Source organism: Paenibacillus jiangxiensis (assembly GCF_046098255.1).
Classification (GTDB): Bacteria; Bacillota; Bacilli; order Paenibacillales; family Paenibacillaceae; genus Paenibacillus; species Paenibacillus jiagnxiensis.
The window spans coordinates 63,498-80,684 of sequence record NZ_JBJURI010000024.1; the positions used below are offsets into that span (position 1 = coordinate 63,498).

Consider the following 17,187-nt stretch of genomic DNA (forward strand, 5'->3'; position numbering starts at 1 on the left):
GAGAAAAGCAAGGTTTCTTTTTTAACAGTTGTAGGCGCGCTTATTTAGGAGAAACAGCTCCTTTACCTGCGATAAAACGGGAAATAGGCTCGCTGGCAACCGTTATATTTTGTAACCACCCGTTTTTTCCCAAGTAGCGTCGATCACAACCGTTAGAACTTTCGCGCTTGCCTACTCGTACCTAATCCCCGGTCAAGCAACACTTTCGGTTTTAAGCCACATTATACAATGCTTTTTTGGCTAGAAAATCAAAGCAAAGGGGAATGCCTGCTAAAGCATTCCCCAAGGTCCAAGCTTCCTCAAACAAACTTCCCGCTTTTCATAATCAGCTTCTCGTCCAGGTATACATCCGGCTGGCCGACTACGCCGTCGAGATGCACACCGGCCGAGATCGTTCCGCCGAACGTGTTGTTGCTGCCAAAAGCGACGTGGATGGTGCCGTACACCTTCTCGTCCTCCAGCACGACGCCTGTGATTCTCGCCTTGTCGTTCGTGCCGATGCCGAATTCGGCCAGCATGCGGCCGTCGCCGTCGCCGAGAATCTCCAGCAGCCTTGGGCCGTCCGGGCCTTCCGCTTTTACAATCCGGCCCTGCTCAATTGTGAGCAGCAGCGGGGAGCTCAGCTTGCCGATACCGGCCATGGAGCCGTCGATCAGAATCTGGCCTTCCGCCGTGCCCTCAAGCGGCGCTATGTACGCTTCCCCTGACGGCAGGTTGCCAGATTCCCCCGGATTCAGGTACATGCCGGTGCTGGGCACACCTTCGCGGCCGGCGATGGAGAAGGTAAGAGTATAGCCGCCTTTTTCAATCCGCACCGCTTCGGCGGGAGTTAGCATGGCGGTTACCTTCTCGGTCAGCGCTTTAACCTGGTTGTAATCGGCCGAGATGGCGCCTTCCAGGAACATATCCTCCGTAATGCCCGGCATCGTGGCCAGGCGTGCACCCGCGGCGGCGGCCTGCTTGCGGGCCAGCGTGTGTGTCAGCGAATGCTTCGTCACACAGACGACTACATTCGACTGCGCCATGGCGATGGAGATAGCGAGCGGCGGCTCTTCGCCGGATTTCAGCCGCTCCTTCATGACGACGAGCATCGCCTCCGCGCCGAGCTGCTTGCCTGCCTCATACAGCGCTTCGGCCAGCTCTTTTTTCACATCATCCGCCACGACCAGGAAGGTTTCTTCCGCCTTCAGGCCGAGACAGCTTTGCAATACATTTTTACTGATATCCACCAGCTGTTGATTCATCCGTCTTCCTCCTTCATCGCGCAGTGTCTGGAACTTCATAGTTCCATTATAACAGGATTTCCGCGCGTACCGTGTCAAATCATCTCAGATACCAGTTTGGCCATGATGGCGTTGGATAGAACGACCGGCTTCTCAGACGTCCAGGCTATCAGCTGGCGCGCTTCCTCCGTATACCCCATGCAGTCCAGCAAAATAATATCGGCCTTGTCCTTTAATTCCAGAGCTGCGGCGCGGTAATACTCCGGATTGTTGACATAGGGGGAGGCGACGGCGAATACGGGGTTCATTCCGTAGGGAGTATACTTGGGCTTCAGATTCTCCCGCTGCTCCTCCAGCGGCACCAGGACGCCAAAACGGCGCGGCCCTACCAGCGCTTTGACCGTCGGCGGAATAATATGATCCGGCTCGATCAGATAGGAGGTGCGTGTTTCCAGTCCAGGAAATACGCCTGTGCAAAGCAGTAAAATCTGCTCGATCCCCCGTTCCTCCAGATCATAGATTTTTTGCTGCAGAATCGGCTGGATTTTGGAGCGTCCCATAACGGCCGACTCACCATTCACCAGACGGGAGGTCAACACATAGTCGCCTGCCTCGGGGGCAAGCTGTTCATCAATATATTCCTTGGTCATGCCGTCCAGTACACCCACCTGTACCAGCTCGGCGCGTCCATCCAGGTATTTCTCGATAATTGGCGCCACATCGGTGCGCGGTGCCTGGCCGATCGTGATCATGCCCAGTTGTTTCATTGCCATCCACCTCCGTAATTTTTGCACATTGCATATATTGAAGCGGGAAAAGGAACAGCGGGGGAATGCTTCCCCCCGCCGCCCTTCGTTAAGCGGGTTATTTTCCGCTCGTCTGCAAAATTTTCATGGAACCGTACAGTGAGGTAATGCGGTCAAATTCGGCGGCGTCGTAGAACGCGCAGGTGCCGTTTGTCGTTTCTTTGGCCACTTCCACGGCAAAACGGACAGCGTCCGCAATATCCACTTCATGGCTTGCCCCGGTTCCGCAGCCCGGTACGATGGATTGTGCGGTTACGGCAACACCGACCACCGGCGCATCCGTCGCTACCGCAGGCTGAAGAATGGAGTTGATATGGTACAGGTCATTTCCGTAAGGCGTAATATCCTGCATGGTGATAGGGAAGGTTACGGCAAATTTGCCTGTCGCCATCTCCATGATGCGCAGCAGATCTTCACTGACGCGGAGAATGTATCCCTCCTTGACGGTAGGGGAAATGGCAATGCCTTTATGATTGATGACACGGTTGCCCTTGGTTGTGTCGATGGACAAAATGGCGTCCATTTCCGGGACCACTTCATGGGTGTTCATGGCCAGAATATCTACAGGAGAATCCATGAAATCCACCGGCTCGTGCGGTCGGGTCGGCGCATCCGGGCAAATATGTGTCGTTACGATCACATCGCCCTTCAGCTTGTCGCCTTTTGTCTGCATGTCAGCCAGCTTCAGCGCAGAGGCCACTGCCGCTACGGCGCCGTCGGCGTCCGATACAAGACCGATCCGGCTTGGACGCGCGCCGATGCCGCCAAGCCGCCCGACGATGCCGAAGGTTGGGGCATCGCCGCCGCTGCTTTTGCCGTTCGTGCCTGGAATGAGAATCTTGATGAAATCCGTGCTGCCTTTCTCGCCTGTAACCTTGGTGACGGTAAAAGTCACGTCAGGATAGCTGCTGAACAGCTTTTTAACCTGCTCTCCGTTTACAGATCCATTGTCCAGTTCATCGATTGCAATCAGTGTTTGCTTAAGTGTCATGTTGTTATCCTCCAGTTAAATATTAGTGGCAATCCCTGCCGGGCATTAGCCCAGATAAGGGATGACCGGTTTTTGAATGATATCTTCAACCGACTTCAATAATTTGGTGTTGCTCATGGTAGTGCTGAGCAGCAGATTGTCCTTCGGAACGGTGATGACGGCGAGCTGCTGGCCTTTTTCCACCGTGGCCGTGATCACCGGCTTGCCTGTCTTGGCATCCAGCGTCATGATCAGGTCCGGGAAGGTGGCATAGCGCTGCCCATCCTTCTCGAGCGTGATATATTCATTCCAGAACGTCATTTCGTAAGCATCGTCGATCACGACCGTACCAACGTCGAAGCCGCCGGTGGTCTCCAGGCTGAAGTCCGTAACAGTGCCCATAGCGGTCACCTGCCCGCCGAGCAGGGATACGACAGCGCTGATTGCAGCTTCTCCCTGGTTGGAGAGCAGCGCTTCGCCCACGGCGATCGCCTGTGTAATGGCACCAACCGCCCCGTTTGCTTTCGCATAGGCTGCGGTGACGGGATTCCGGGCTACCGCCACAAGACCGCCGGCTTCCACGGAAGCTTTGCGGACCATCGTGGAAGCGATGTCGAGCGATCCCGAAATGACCATCTCCACATAACGATCCCCTTGACCGCCGACCGCCGCTTGGTGAGAGACGTAACCCTCCACCTCCGTCAGGTTCATCGAACCCATCGTGCCGGTTGGGTGGGCACGGCCATTACAGGCGAAGTCGACGAGCGGGATGCCCGTCATGGCGGACTGGAACCAGCCGTTCACGGACGTGCCTGCACCGTTCTCGTTCGTATGGATGGCCTGGATCGGCCGGCCGATCTTCTGTGCGAGCAGCTCCAGCGTTCTGGTGTAATGGATCGGCTTGACGAACTGCTCCTTGGCCGCGGGTGCGCCCACCAGGGAGACGGTGACGAACACATCGTCATCGGCGAATTCATCCATGGTCACCAGCTCGGGCTGGCCGACCTCAAGGGCCAGCCTTCCGATCTGCAGCCCGTCCTTGATCCAGCCGCCGCCGCCGCCGCCCAGAACAGCGCCGCCGTATACGGCATATTTCACAATTTGTTCATCCAGTTTGATTCTGGTCAATCCGGCTCACCTCATTTGTTCATTTTAAAGATCGAGTTGAAGAAGCTGTAAAGCGCATCCCCGGCGATAAATCCGGCTGCCAGAATGCTGAGGTTCGTTTCGGCTCTTCTGTTTGTCACCTTCAGCACAATGACACGGATCAGAATACCGGCCAGCACAGCCCAGCACGCATTCGGGGTCGAGATCAGCAGGCCTGTGGCGAACAATACGCCAAGCTGGCGGTGCGGACCGCCGATCAGCTGTACGATGGCTCCGGGAATGGCCCAGATCAGAAGCTGAAGGGCGACATCGCCGGAGGTGCCGGCCTGAATGGTGGATACATACACTTTGTCAATCGGCGGTACGAGGTTTTGTGCGAAAAAGGTCTGGTAAGTCACAATAACAGTGATCAGGGCTACACCGAACGCGATCAGAGAAGCGAGATATTGCTGCTTCCGGCCCTGCACCTCGAACTCTTTATCCTTGCCGTACCCGCGCAGAATGTATCCTGTCTTCAAGTCATAGCCCATGTCCGCGAAGGCGGGACCGGTAGCGGCGCTGAAGCCTGCCAGCAAAGCCAGCGCCAGCATCGGGAAGCCGATCATCATGCCGACCAGCAGGGTAATGAAGGCAACGGCAAAGGCCGGAAACCAGCCGGAGTGCATGGCCGCGATGCCAACGATAATTTCGTGTACAAAAGCGGCAAAGGCAGCAAACACAATGAAGCCAATCAGCATGCCAATGGACATGTGCGTAATCAGGCCGCCGATGATGGCGATGAGCAGGGCGATGGCCAGGTAGAGCAGGAAGCCGATGCCCAGTACCCGCCGTGCTTCATTGATTGGACGTGTGTACTCCTCCGGTTCTGCCGCTGTCTGAACGGCTCCGTCCTGCGCCGGGGCTTTAGGCTTCGTTTTGCTGAAGATCAGGAAGCCGGCCTGGATCAGGGCGACGATACCGGCGCCGATCATAATGCCGTGAGCAATACACATCTTGTCTACGTCAATGTTGAAGAGGGGGCCGGAATACTGCCGGATCAGCAGCCCGATGCCGAACATGGTCAAGGCCCAGATATTGCCGATGAAGGCTACACCGAAGGCGGACATCGGGATATGCAGGACGGAGCCGATGAGGCCGATGAGCGTGCCGACACCGAGCAGTCCCGCGCGTTTGCCGCCCTTGTCCCCGGCGAGAATCGACTCGGCTGTAGCGACGCCCGGAGCCCATGTGCCCGACGCCGGGAACAGCTTCGAGTCAAAGATTTTGTACAGAATCGCCGCATCAAGGAACATGGCGAGCGCCGCCCCGATCAGCATCGGCAGAATCAAATCCGGCTCACCCATCACAAACGGAATGCCGATGGGAATCAGCAGGCTGTTGGCCGCCCCGAATGTGGCGGATGATATGGAGGTCTGCACGAGATTTTGCCGGTGAATGGATTTGAACCTATTGAGAATGGCGATGGGTATCCGGGCAATCAGCATGGCGATCAGGGCGCCAATAATGGCGGTATTTGGCGTCACACCCAGAGAGGTTACAATCTGCATGCCGATAATGGCTCCCAGAACGCTGGTTACAATGATCAGAATCAGGGAGACAGGTTCAAAAATCGTAGGGTGCTGCTGTTTTTGATTATCCATAGTTAACCCTCCTGTAGATCTATGATTTGAGTGCCGTCTTTACGTTTTTTTTTGGAGTGAAAAAGCCCTTTTGACAACGTCCCGAAGAGAACGCCTGCGAGAACAAGGCATGCGCCCAGAATCTGCTGAACAGAAACCGGACTGCGGAAAATAAGGAACTCCAGTAAAATCGTCATGAGAGGCTGTAAATTCAGTATGATGGATGCCCTGGAAGCGCCTGTGGTTTCCATCCCTTTGTTCCAGGCCGCACTCGTTATCCCTTGCCCTATAATGACGGAAGCGAAGGCGAGCGCCCAAATTCCAGCAGGCTGAGTCCAGCGGATATCGGTCAGGGACAGGACGAAGGGATCGAATATAACCGCACTCAATGTAAAGCTGTAGACCGTTACAATGAAGGGTGTGAGCCGACCGGACAGCATCCGTGCAAAAATCAGATTGCAGGAAAAGCTGAAGGTGGCCCCAAGCATAATCAGGTCACCGAGGCTGAATCGCAGCCCCTTCATGTTCAAGGCTAACAACAGGCCGATCACGGCAATCATGCAGCCGGCGATCATGCGCCAGGTGACTTTCTCCCTCAATATCAAGGCTGCAAGCCCGGCAGTGATGAGGGGGGACATACAGAATATAAGCGAAGCATTCGTTGCGGACGTATGCTGCAGTCCCTTGAAGAGCAGGAGCTGGTTGGCGATCAGTCCGATGGTTGCCGACAGAAACAGGATTAGAAGGTCTCTGCCGCCGGGCTTTGCCATCCTTTTCCGGACACAGGCCCAGATTAGAAAGACGGCGGATACGACGGTGAGGCTGAATGCTGATAAGAAAATGGGAGAAAAATACTGTAATAGTATCTGCCGGATAATATAGTTCAATGCCCAGATGAATACGCATCCTGCGAGTATCAGATAAGCTCTTGCCAAAAAATCATCCCTCTTTTAGTGAAGCGGGCTTTTAGTGGATCGGGTTATCGGTCACCGTTTGCTGGTAGAGGGAGGATGCGTACAACCCCTCGGCTTCCACCGGATCAATCACGGGAATCCGCAGCTCGTTTCTAAGCACATCGGCAAGTCCGATGGTGGAGAAGCCGGTGCAGGCAAACTGGATGACCTTGGCTCCTTGATTGATAAGAGATTGCGCTGCCTCGATGGCTTTTTCACGTCCGGCCGGCGTCAGAATATCTGTCGTATTGGTGACTCCCTCGGGACGAAGATATTTGACCAGGCGGCTGCCAAGCAGGCCCGATACAACCGCAGGAGCCTCCTTGGTGATGCCCATAACACCGACGGGAAGACCGGTCGCCAGCGCGCTGTAGGATGCGGCGCTGCCCGCGCCAATGACTGGAATGGACACGCTTTGACGCAGGGCTTCGATGGCTGGGTCCGCCGCGCAGCTGATAATCAGCACTTTGCAACCATCGCGCTCCATGCTTTTGCCCAGCTCTACGATCTTGGGATTTGCGATTTCTTCCGTTTCATCATTATAGATACCCAAAGGCTGATCCGGGATGCTCTTGCTTATCACTTGAACACCGTACTTTTCTATAATGACCCTTCCGTGTTGTTCCAAAACGTCATGGTTATCCGTTGTAAAAACACGTATTACGCCTATCATTCAATTCAACCTCCCCTGTGTGATGTTATTTAACATTCTAGAGAGCCGCATAAATATAAACAATGTACTCATATGCCAAAACAAACAGAGGGTCATTGTGCTCAAAGCACAATGACCCTCTGTTTAATCCGCTTTCTTAACCAGATAAAAAGCGCTGCACAGCTGATACATCAGCCGGTTTACAGAGTTATCCAGATCGATGTCGGTCAGCTCTTTAATCCGGTCAATCCGGTATTTGACGGAGTTGCGGTGAATGTACATACGGTTGGCTGTTTCAATTAGACTGCCGCCGGTCGTCAAATAATAATAGAGCGTCGTTACCAGGTCCGTATCGTTTTCTTTGTCATATTTGGCCAACTGGCCCAGGTTGCGGTCGATGACCGTATCGAAGTTAACAAAGCTGCCAGCCTCCAGCATCAAGCTGAGCATTTCAATTTGGTCAAAGGTGTAAATATGCGGCTCACGATCCAATCGGGTACCGATGGCGATAGCCTTGCGGGCCTCCATGTACCCGGCATGGAGCTCCCACAGCGGCCTTTTGCTGCCGAAGCCGGCGCGGATGTTGTTCCAGCGTTGAAGAAACGGCCGCAGGCTCTGAATCCACTCCTTGTGCGGCTGCTTTCTCGCTGGAGAATCACCCTCCGTGGTGGACAGCAGAAGGAGCAGCCGCTCCCCTTGCGGCAGCACATATCCGCGTACTTTGCGCTTTGCAGCCTCCTGGTGGACGAGCTCTTTCAACTGCACCGCAAAAGAGGAGCCTTCGCTGCAAAGCTGCTGGCCTCCCTCAATAAGGCAGACTTCCCATGCCCAGTAGGGCTGCAGGCCGAGCTGCCTGCTCTTGTCCTCAACCTCCTGCCTGGATAAGTGGACGCCCATCAGCAGCTCCTCGAAAAAGCTGCCCTGCAGTCTGAGCTCCGTGTCCTTGGCGATTTTGCTCCGCATCAGCTCCAGGGCAAACACCAGCCTCGCCTGCTCGATACACACCAGGTCCAGCTCGTCCAGCTCCTCCTTGGCCACAACCAGCTTGCCCACGAGTTGATTGTCGACCGTGATGTCCCATTGGGAGCGGTCCCCGCTGCGCTCGGAAGAGGCATTATATGAGGAAGAAACAAGCATTTCCCCCGTTCTGCCCACAATGCAGATGCCTGACCCGATCAGCTCGGCCACATGGTCGGCCACGGCCTGAATGCCGCGGTTATTCAGCACGAGATGTGTCAGTGTCGTGTACACCTCTTCAGACCTTCTGAGCAGGGCGGCCTGTCTGTCGACAATCTGTTCCATCACCGTAAAAGTGATGTCTATATAAGGCATGCCCGGTGGCAGCTCAATCACGGGAATATGATAGAGGTTGCTCATCTCGACCATGTCCTGGGGAACTCTGCCGATGAAGCGTTCCGGCTTGAAGGCAAGCGCGGCCCCGTCGGCATGCGCCAACTCTTTCACCAGGCCAGCCAGCAGAGAAGGGTCATCCCGCACCGAATAACCGGTCGTCATGATCATTTCCCCTTCGCGGAGCCAGGACTTGATATCAGGCACTTCCAGAATATCAATGTAACGTACAACCCGGTCGAGGCCCTGTTCTCCGCTGATAAGCCTAGCATCCTTGAAGAAAGGAAGCTTGAGCAGCTCACGTACCGTCAATCCGCTTCGATTCATATCCTCACCTGTTTCCGCTTGTAATTGCTCATAAGTCTATCCCAATTTTTCTTGTCTGTCATGACATTCTTATGTAATTTGTTGAATGAAAAGTATGGATATATTCTTACCATTGGTCAATTAATGTGACATGACGATGGGAATATGGAGCGGCAGGTGCAGAAGCAAGCGGCCCTGGGGGCTGCAACGAGTTGACACATCCGGGAGAAAAAGCCGAAGAGCGCCGTCCATACTCATCCTGGTCATGAGGTGGCGGCGCTCCCTGGTGTGATCGCTTATTCTTGGTTACACCTGTTTCAGCAAATCTGCAAGTGTAGCAAATACATAGTCCGGTACAATATTGCTTTGCCTCAGGTCCTCAGGGGTGGTAACTCCGGTCAGAACGAGCGCTGTGTGCACTCCGCTGTTCACTCCCATCATCATGTCGGTCTCCAGACGGTCCCCGATCATGAGGCAGCGCTCCGCCTCAAGTCCTGAGCTCCGCAAGGCCAGGTCTGTATAGTAGGCGGAGGGCTTGCCGGTCATGGCGTGAATGCGGAGGGTGCTCGCCGCCTCAATCGCTTTGGCGATGGGCCAGGAATCGGGTATGATTCCACCGGGAACCGGACAGAACGGGTCCGGGTTGGCCACGATAAAACGGGCCCCGTTTCTGACCGCCGTCATCCCGGCAGCCAGCTTGTCATACGTGAATTCCCTGTCCAATCCGACAACCAGATGGGTTGCCGACAGAGGGTCCTCCGTCAGCATAATGCCCTTGCCGTTCAGTTCCAGCGTGAGCGCGCGCTCTCCAATCACGAGCGCCTGTACCTTTTGCTGCTCCTGCAGCAGATACGTGGCAGCCACATAGCCTGCTGTCATAATGTCCTCGCGCTCCGGATTCAGACCCATATCCTGCAATCTGGCGCGGCACTGTTCACGGGTATACACCGTCGTATTGGTCAGATACATAACCTTTTTGCCCAACTGGTGCAGACGGGCGATCAATTCGCCCGCTCCGGGCAGAAGCTTGCTGCCGGTATAAATCGTTCCGTCAAGATCAAAGAAGTAGGCTTGATACCGGGACGGGTCCAGCTCCCTGATCATCCCTTCTCCTCGGGTTATAGCATGTGAGTTCAATGGATTATAGCGCAAGGTTCTGCTGAAGCAGCTGCTTTCCTTTCGCCAGCTGATTCAGGTCCGTACCGGGCGAATACTCCAGGATTAATTGGCAAGGTGCCTCCACTTCCCGCAGCGCATCGTAAATTGGCTGCCAATCAATAGACCCTCCTCCAATAGGCAGATGCTCGTCCCCTTCGCCGGAATTATCATGAATATGCACGGAGCAGAGACGGTCCTTCACGCTACGGATCATGCCCGGAATATCCCAGCCATTCAAGCGGGCATGCCCCGTATCTATCAAATAACCCGCGGCAGCATCAATTCCGTCCAGACAGCACAGATACTCCTGCTCCGAATAGATGGAGGCCCCTTTGTAGCCTACGTTTTCCACGGCCAGCTTGATGCCAAGCGGTTTCGCCACCCGGCAAAGCAGTTCCAGATAATCCTGTGCGCGCTTTTGGGCGGTTGCTTTATCAAAAGCGGGCGAAAAGCTGAACCCGGGATGGATCACCACATGCTCCGCTTCAATTTCATGAGCGAATTCAATGGCTTTTTTATACTCCTCATAGGATGCTGTGCGAATTGCCTGATTTTCGCTCGTCAGATTCGTGTCCCATGCCGGAGGATGGACGGAGAAGGCCGCGCGATAGCGCCGCAGGGTTTTTCCCATTCTACGGATTTGTCCGTCCATATCGTCCCATTGGATACCGTCCATGAGCAGCTCTATTTTATCGGCCCCATGCTCCAGCAGCTGTTCCACGTTCTCCTCCACGGAGCGGGTCAACAAAGGCAGGTCGGAGTAACTGATTTGCTTGTTCATGCTGAAATTTCCCCTCTCAAGATTGTATAGACGTATGAAAAAATAGAATAACTACGTGTAAATGAGCTTGTGATGCTGCAGCTGAAGCTGTACCTGATCGCCCTCGTTCAATTGAATATCATTGGGTACGTCGAGCAACAGCTTCTGTCCCGCGGCCTCGGCGATGACTCTGTAGCGCTCGCCGAGAAAAATGCTGTCCCGGATGCGGACCGGAAAGCCGGGGCCGCCGGAAATCTCAACGGCAATATCTTCCGGTCTGAGGAATGCCTCCACCTCTTCGCCTTCCTCAATATCACGCGTTCCGTGATAAGGGGAGAGGGCAAACCCGAAATGCACGGACCAGCCTTCCTTGGTGCGGACAGCCTGTCCCTTCAAGCGGTTGACCTGCCCCACAAATTGGGCCACAAAGGGAGATTTCGGCTGATGATAGATTTCCTTGGGCGTGCCGATCTGCCGGATCACACCCTTATCCATCACCGCAATCCGGTCGGCGATGGCCATGGCTTCCACCTGGTCATGTGTGACATAGACGGTTGTAATGTTCAGCTTGCGGAAGAGCTGGGCCAGTTCAATCCGCAAATACTCTTTGAGCTTGGCATCCAGGGCGGTGAGGGGCTCATCCATCAGCAGAATTTTAGGCTCTGTGGCCAAAGCGCGCGCCACCGCCGCCCTCTGCTGCTGCCCACCGGACAGTTGGGCTGGCTTGCGGTCCTTCAGTTCCTGCAGGTTCATCAGCTCCAGCATGTCCTGCACCTTTTGTTGAATCTCCTGCTTGCTCTTCTTGCGGAGCTTCATGCCAAAGGCAATATTTTGCGCAACGGTCATGGTCGGAAACAGCGCATATTGCTGGAACACCAGCCCGATATCCCGTTTCTCGGGGGGCAGATGGCTGATCTCTTCGCCATTCACGGTGATGGAACCGCCGCTCGTCTGCTCCAGTCCGGCGATCATGCGCAGCAGCGTGCTTTTGCCGCATCCCGAAGGTCCCAGCAGAACCAGCACCTCGCCATGGCGGATCTCCAAATGAATGGGCTCCAGTGCCTTCGTCCCGTCCGGATACGTCTTATGCACTTCATGAATATGGATATAGGGTTTCCCCATCATTAGACTCCTCCTCTGTTGTACGCGGCAGACTGGTTCAGTTTGTGCAGGATGAACATGACAGGCACCGCAATGACCAGAAATACCACGGTATACGCGCTCCCAATCTCAATCCGCAGGGAGGAATAGGCTTCATACAAGCCGACAGGCAGAGTGACCTTGAGCGGTGTATACAGGAAAAAGGTCATGTTGAACTCTCCGAGCGACAGCAGGAACACCAGCATGGCTCCCGAGAGCACGGCTGATCTGATGCTCGGCAGGATCACGTGAAAAAAACGGTAGAATGGCCCGGCCCCGAGTGTCGCCGCGCTTTCATCGAGCGCCTTGAAACTTCTGGTGCGCAGCGTGCCGAGTACGGTTCTGAAGATTAACGGGAACGTTACAATGACATGTCCGATCAGAATCAGCCAGCCGGCTTCCCGGAGCGGGGCATAGGTCTGAATCAATGCCAGCGCAATCGCCACGCCGGGTACGGCAATCGGCAGGGTCAGAATCTCCTCCAACACCATCATCCAGCGGCTGTTCGATCTGGAGAACTGGTAGGCTGTCATTGTGCCGAGCAGGACATTTATGATGACCGTTGCGGCGGCTATCACCAGTGTGAAGAGCACGGTAGGCCCATAATAGTGGAATACATCCCGGTACCATTTTAAGGTCCAGCCCGAAGTGAACAGGCTTGAGCCCCAATAACCGGCGAAGGAACCGACCACTGTAAAGAGCAGGGGGACGATCATAAACAGGCTGACGATGACAATCAAGGCATACATGAAGCCTTTGCCCAGCTTTTGCATATTAGCGCATCCCCCTCTCCAGAATGATCCGGTTCATCACATTCATCAGCACGCAGATGATCCCGATCACCACCGCGATGGCGCTGGCGACTTCGATCTTGAAGCTCAGCGTGAATTCGTTGTACATCAGAATCGGCAATATATCGAAGTCATTAGCCAATGTGAACGCCGTGCCGAACGCGCTCATGGACGTCGAGAAGGCCAGCGCGCCGGATGCAATGAAGATCGGGAACACCGTCGGCAGAACGACGTAACGAACCGCCTGCCACGGCGAAGCCCCCATCGTTCTCGCTGCTTCCTCCAGGGTTCTGTCAAAATGCTGAATGGCTCCATACAGCGACAAAATCACCCGCGGGATTTCAAAATACAAATAAGCCAGGAAAATCCCCATAATCGTATAAGCGAACGCCATCGATGGCGTGCCTGTCAGCCATTTGCTAAGCATCGGCAGCACGCCCGTCGTGCCGAACAGAATGATAATCATGAACCCTACAACGACGCCCGGCAGGGACATCGGGAAGGTCAGCAGCGTAAAATACAGCGTTTTGCCTCTGAAGTCGTTCCGTGCCAGAAAAAAAGCCAGTACCCCCGCCAAAATGAGCGAGGATACGGTTGCGGCAAGAGAGAGCAGGAGACTGTTGACGAGCGCTTTGAAATAGTAGGGATCGGTGAGCATTTGGGCGTAATTGTTCAAAGTCAGCGCTCCGCCGTCCTCGCTGCGCAGGCTCGCCAGCACCAGAATGACTAACGGATAGAGAAAAAAGAAGCTGAAGATGATGACAATCGGCGTTAAAAAATAGATTCTGTGTCTGGCCATGCCTCTCTCCTTTGCATCATTTACCTGCCGTCACGTCACTTTTCCAGCGTTCGTTGACTTCAGATTGCACCTTGTTCATTTGTTCATAATCCACGCTTTTCACCCGCTCGTAGTCCTGTTCCGGCAGGAACTTATCCTTCGTTTCCTGCGGAATGTCCACATTGCGGATCGGGCGGACGTAGCCAGCCGCGAACAGCTGTTGACCTTCATCGGACAACATGAAATCGATATACTTCTTGCCGTTCTCCTGATTTGGCCCATTTTTCACGAGAGAAGCGATATAAGGGACCTTGAGCGAGCCTTCCTGCGGAATGACGACTTCAATAGGGGCGTTGTCGTTATATTTCATCGTGTACCCGTTAAAATCCGCGTCAATGAGGATGGGAATTTCCCCCTTCATGACTTTGGCCGTAGCGGTCTGTTTCGGATGGATGGCGCCATTTTGCTCAAGCTGCTGCAAATACTTCATGCCAGGGTCCCAATTTTCAAGCGTTCCACCCATGGCGATATTGGCGGCCGTGACTACACTGTAGCCCACCGCGGCAGAGGTCGGGTCCAAGAAACCGACTTTATCCTTATACTCCGGCTTCAGAAGGTCCGCCCAGGACTTCGGTACAGGCACATCGCCGAGGGCGTCTTTATTGACAATAAAAGCAATGGCTCCGTAATGAATGGCCATCCACTTGCCGTCAGGGTCTTTCAGATCGTCAGGAATTTCATCGAAATGCTCCGGCTTGTAGGCTTCAACGACATTCTCCTGCACCGCCTGCGGTCCAAAAGTAATGCCCAGGTATGCCACGTCAGCGACGGGCTTGTTCTTCTCGGCAATCATCGCGGTCATCGCTTGTCCGCTGTTCTTGTTGTCAGCCGGAACGCGAATGCCCGTCTCTTCCAGAAACTTCGCCTGAACTGCCTCCCAATTGGCCCATAACGGCGGATTGTTGTACGCAATCGCTACCGTGCTCCCGCCGGCTGCACCTGTACCTGCTTGTGCAGCACCATTTGTGCCCGTCCCAGTTGAGCATGCAGCCAAGGACAATGCCAGGACTGCGCTCAATGCGCCTGTTGCCAATTTCTTCATCATACGCTTCATTACCACCTGTTCCTGAATTTTTTTGTTGCTTTAAGACACGCCCGAATGTAAAAAGAGACCATAAAAAGCACATAGGTATCCCTTTGTCACACTCAAGAAAGGATAGCTATGGGTTCTCATCGTCTCCACCCAAGTTATCAATATGAAATTCATTGTGCTGAGCCATGATGTATTTCCCCTTGCTTAACAGCGGCTTACTCGCCCCATAGCTCTGCCCGGCTCAGTGATACGGCATCTGCCCCTGCTTTTAAAGCTTCCTCTACCTGCTCCTTCGTTGAAATGAGCCCGGCGGCAATGATGGGCAAACCCGTCTCCTCCCGGAAAGCCGGAATAATGGAGGGGGCAATCCCTGGCATAATCTCGATCGCATCCGGTTCGTTCTCCTTGATACTGCGAATCGCGGTATGAAATGATCCGGTATCAATCAGGAAAACACGCTGCACGGTCAGCAGACCTTCCTTCTTGGCCGCTCGAATCATGGCGCTCTTCGTGCTCACGATACCTGCGGGATGTACATGCCCGGCCAGAAAGGCAGCAGCTTCCTTATCGTTGGAGAGGCCTCTAACGAGATCTGTATGCACAAACACGGGCTTCAGCTTGCTCAGCTCCTGAAATTGTGGCTCCAGCAGATTTGTAACCTTGCCATGCATCAACAGCACCGCGCACACTTTGGAACGGACGGCCAACGCCAGATGGTCATGCTCCGCAGCGGCAATGATGGGATGAGTATGGAGCAGCTCTCTGATATTCATGGGCGTTCCTTCTTCCTTCGTAATCACGCTCTTTTTCAACAATAATCGACATTTGTTAACGTAATATCAACGCAGTATAAAATTATTAAACCTTTTTGTTAAAGAACATAGAAATTTCCACAAAATAGAATTATTTATAACGTCATTTTTTTATTTTGTCTAAACTAAGAAGATTAGTTAAAATAACAATTAAGGTTTTGCTTATTCTATGATGGCCGCTTTCATAAAGCGGAGAGTAAAGGGGGAATCCGAATATGTCACCAAGGCAAGGGCTTACTCTGCAGAGGGTGCTGCAGGCGGCGGAGGAGATCGCCAACGAGCAGGGGATGGGGGAAGTGACGCTGACGACACTCGCAGGCAAGCTGCAAATTCGCCCGCCGTCCCTGTATAACCATATCAGCGGCTTGGCGGGATTGCGCAGGGAACTCGCCATGTACAGCATGAAGGAGCTGGAGAAAGTGCTTGCACGGGCCGCTGTCGGCCATGCGGGACGGGAGGCTGTTCTGAACATGGCGGCGGCTTATATTGAATTTGCCCGCACCCGCCCAGGGTTATATGAGGCGATGATGCTTGCGGCCAATTTAAAGGATGAGGAAGTTAGACGTATTAGCGATAGGACGGCGGAGGTTGTGTTCAGGGTGCTGTCTGCCGGATACTCTTTGACGGAAGAGGAGGTCGTGCATGCGGTGCGCGGATGGCGGAGCCTGCTGCATGGATTTGCGTCCATTGAGGGCAGTGGGGGCTTCCAAATGCCTGTCGGAAAGGATGACAGCCTCCGGTTTGTCATGGACATTTTTATAGCAGGCCTTGAGCAAATAGGCCATCGCAAACCCGAAAACTAATTTTTTTATTGATAAAACTAATTATATTAGTTAAAATCAAATCATCAATGTTAAGGGGGACGCCTTCCTATGCGAGTTCAAAGCAGACAGCATTTGCATCAGTTGACTTTTCTTCCGGATTTTTTTCCTGTGAACTGTTATTTGGTTGAGGAGGAGGGGGAACTGACACTGGTGGATGCTGCGCTCCCTTCCAGTGCAAAGGGCATCATCGGCGCGGCGGCGCGGATCGGAAAACCGATCACCCGCATTGTGCTCACCCATGGGCATAACGATCATGTCGGCTCCTTGGATGCATTGAAGCAGCATTTTCCGGAGGTACCTGTATACATCTCGCGCCGTGATGCGCGGCTGCTGGCCGGCGATGTGTCCCTGGACCCTGCCGAGCCCAACGTTCCGGTGCGCGGCGGGGTTCCGTCCAAGCTGCATACCCGGCCGGATATCCTCCTTGATGAAGGAGACCTGGTAGGATCGCTGCAGGCAGTCAGTTCCCCCGGACATACGCCCGGCTCCATGGCATTCATGGATACCCGGACAGGCGCGCTGCTTGCGGGTGATGCCTTTACAACACGCGGAAGGGTTGCCGTTGCCGGGAGAGTGGTCCCGCTCTTTCCCTTTCCGGCACTGGCGACCTGGCACAAGGAGACGGCTTTGCACAGCGCGCGCAAGCTGCTGGAGATGAAGCCTTCGCTGCTGGCTGTCGGCCACGGGCCCATGATTGACGCACCGCAAGCGGCTATCCAATAAGCGGTGGAGGATTTCGGGCGCCGCCTTGGCATTTAACAATTCTAATGGGTGCCACAGCCGCTATTGGTGCCAAGATCGTTGATTTCAAATTCTAGCGGTTGCTATTGCGCTTATTTCACTAA

The 17,187-nt window shown here is 54.2% G+C and carries 17 protein-coding genes; 2 read left to right on the forward strand and 15 right to left on the reverse strand.

Annotated features, from left to right (window positions below):
- Nucleotides 1-299 precede the first annotated feature (299 nt).
- From ACI1P2_RS21510 to ACI1P2_RS21580, 15 genes are all read right to left on the reverse strand, one after another.
- Nucleotides 300-1,244, reverse strand: a complete 945-nt coding sequence (locus ACI1P2_RS21510; RefSeq protein ID WP_355322461.1) for an aminopeptidase — start codon at nucleotides 1,242-1,244, stop codon at nucleotides 300-302.
- 74 nt (nucleotides 1,245-1,318) lie between these two features.
- Nucleotides 1,319-1,990: an AroM family protein gene (locus tag ACI1P2_RS21515; RefSeq protein ID WP_355322463.1), complete on the reverse strand. Its 672-nt coding sequence runs from the start codon at nucleotides 1,988-1,990 to the stop codon at nucleotides 1,319-1,321.
- 97 nt (nucleotides 1,991-2,087) lie between these two features.
- Entirely contained in the window at nucleotides 2,088-3,020 is a 933-nt protein-coding gene (locus ACI1P2_RS21520; protein ID WP_355322465.1) for a DUF1177 domain-containing protein, read from the reverse strand.
- Nucleotides 3,021-3,065: 45 nt separating this feature from the next.
- The gene (locus tag ACI1P2_RS21525) at nucleotides 3,066-4,127 is read right to left on the reverse strand and encodes a DUF917 domain-containing protein (protein ID WP_355322467.1); all 1,062 of its coding nucleotides are present in this window, start codon (nucleotides 4,125-4,127) and stop codon (nucleotides 3,066-3,068) included.
- An 11-nt stretch (nucleotides 4,128-4,138) separates the two neighbouring features.
- Nucleotides 4,139-5,746, reverse strand: coding sequence for an OPT/YSL family transporter (locus ACI1P2_RS21530; protein ID WP_355322469.1), 1,608 nt, complete (start codon nucleotides 5,744-5,746; stop codon nucleotides 4,139-4,141).
- A gap of 2 nt (nucleotides 5,747-5,748) precedes the next feature.
- Nucleotides 5,749-6,660 (reverse strand): DMT family transporter, encoded by a 912-nt coding sequence (locus ACI1P2_RS21535; protein WP_355322471.1) that lies wholly within the window; start codon nucleotides 6,658-6,660, stop codon nucleotides 5,749-5,751.
- A gap of 31 nt (nucleotides 6,661-6,691) precedes the next feature.
- Complete coding sequence (locus tag ACI1P2_RS21540; protein WP_355322473.1) at nucleotides 6,692-7,351, reverse strand: aspartate/glutamate racemase family protein; 660 nt, start codon at nucleotides 7,349-7,351, stop codon at nucleotides 6,692-6,694.
- 123 nt (nucleotides 7,352-7,474) lie between these two features.
- Complete coding sequence (locus ACI1P2_RS21545) at nucleotides 7,475-9,007, reverse strand: PucR family transcriptional regulator (RefSeq protein ID WP_355322475.1); 1,533 nt, start codon at nucleotides 9,005-9,007, stop codon at nucleotides 7,475-7,477.
- 285 nt (nucleotides 9,008-9,292) lie between these two features.
- Nucleotides 9,293-10,090, reverse strand: a complete 798-nt coding sequence (locus tag ACI1P2_RS21550; RefSeq protein WP_408976294.1) for an HAD-IIA family hydrolase — start codon at nucleotides 10,088-10,090, stop codon at nucleotides 9,293-9,295.
- Between the two features lie 37 nt (nucleotides 10,091-10,127).
- The gene (locus tag ACI1P2_RS21555) at nucleotides 10,128-10,925 is read right to left on the reverse strand and encodes a sugar phosphate isomerase/epimerase family protein (protein WP_355322477.1); all 798 of its coding nucleotides are present in this window, start codon (nucleotides 10,923-10,925) and stop codon (nucleotides 10,128-10,130) included.
- Between the two features lie 51 nt (nucleotides 10,926-10,976).
- A complete protein-coding gene (locus ACI1P2_RS21560) occupies nucleotides 10,977-12,029 on the reverse strand; it encodes an ABC transporter ATP-binding protein (protein WP_408976295.1) in 1,053 nt (350 codons plus the stop codon).
- On the reverse strand, nucleotides 12,029-12,817 hold the full coding sequence (locus ACI1P2_RS21565; RefSeq protein WP_355322481.1) for an ABC transporter permease: 789 nt from the start codon (nucleotides 12,815-12,817) through the stop codon (nucleotides 12,029-12,031). The genes ACI1P2_RS21560 and ACI1P2_RS21565 overlap by 1 nt, the downstream gene beginning before the upstream one ends.
- 1 nt (nucleotide 12,818) lies before the next feature.
- Nucleotides 12,819-13,634 (reverse strand): ABC transporter permease, encoded by an 816-nt coding sequence (locus tag ACI1P2_RS21570; protein ID WP_355322483.1) that lies wholly within the window; start codon nucleotides 13,632-13,634, stop codon nucleotides 12,819-12,821.
- 16 nt (nucleotides 13,635-13,650) lie between these two features.
- Nucleotides 13,651-14,718 carry an extracellular solute-binding protein gene (locus tag ACI1P2_RS21575; RefSeq protein WP_355322485.1) on the reverse strand — a complete coding sequence of 356 codons (1,068 nt, stop codon included), beginning with the start codon at nucleotides 14,716-14,718 and terminating at the stop codon, nucleotides 13,651-13,653.
- A 203-nt stretch (nucleotides 14,719-14,921) separates the two neighbouring features.
- Nucleotides 14,922-15,479 carry a glycerol-3-phosphate responsive antiterminator gene (locus ACI1P2_RS21580; protein WP_355322487.1) on the reverse strand — a complete coding sequence of 186 codons (558 nt, stop codon included), beginning with the start codon at nucleotides 15,477-15,479 and terminating at the stop codon, nucleotides 14,922-14,924.
- Between the two features lie 254 nt (nucleotides 15,480-15,733).
- Here ACI1P2_RS21580 and ACI1P2_RS21585 point away from each other — a divergent pair, with 254 nt between their 5' ends.
- Entirely contained in the window at nucleotides 15,734-16,321 is a 588-nt protein-coding gene (locus ACI1P2_RS21585) for a TetR/AcrR family transcriptional regulator (protein WP_355322489.1), read from the forward strand.
- A gap of 69 nt (nucleotides 16,322-16,390) precedes the next feature.
- Nucleotides 16,391-17,065: an MBL fold metallo-hydrolase gene (locus ACI1P2_RS21590; RefSeq protein ID WP_355322491.1), complete on the forward strand. Its 675-nt coding sequence runs from the start codon at nucleotides 16,391-16,393 to the stop codon at nucleotides 17,063-17,065.
- Nucleotides 17,066-17,187: the final 122 nt, after the last annotated feature.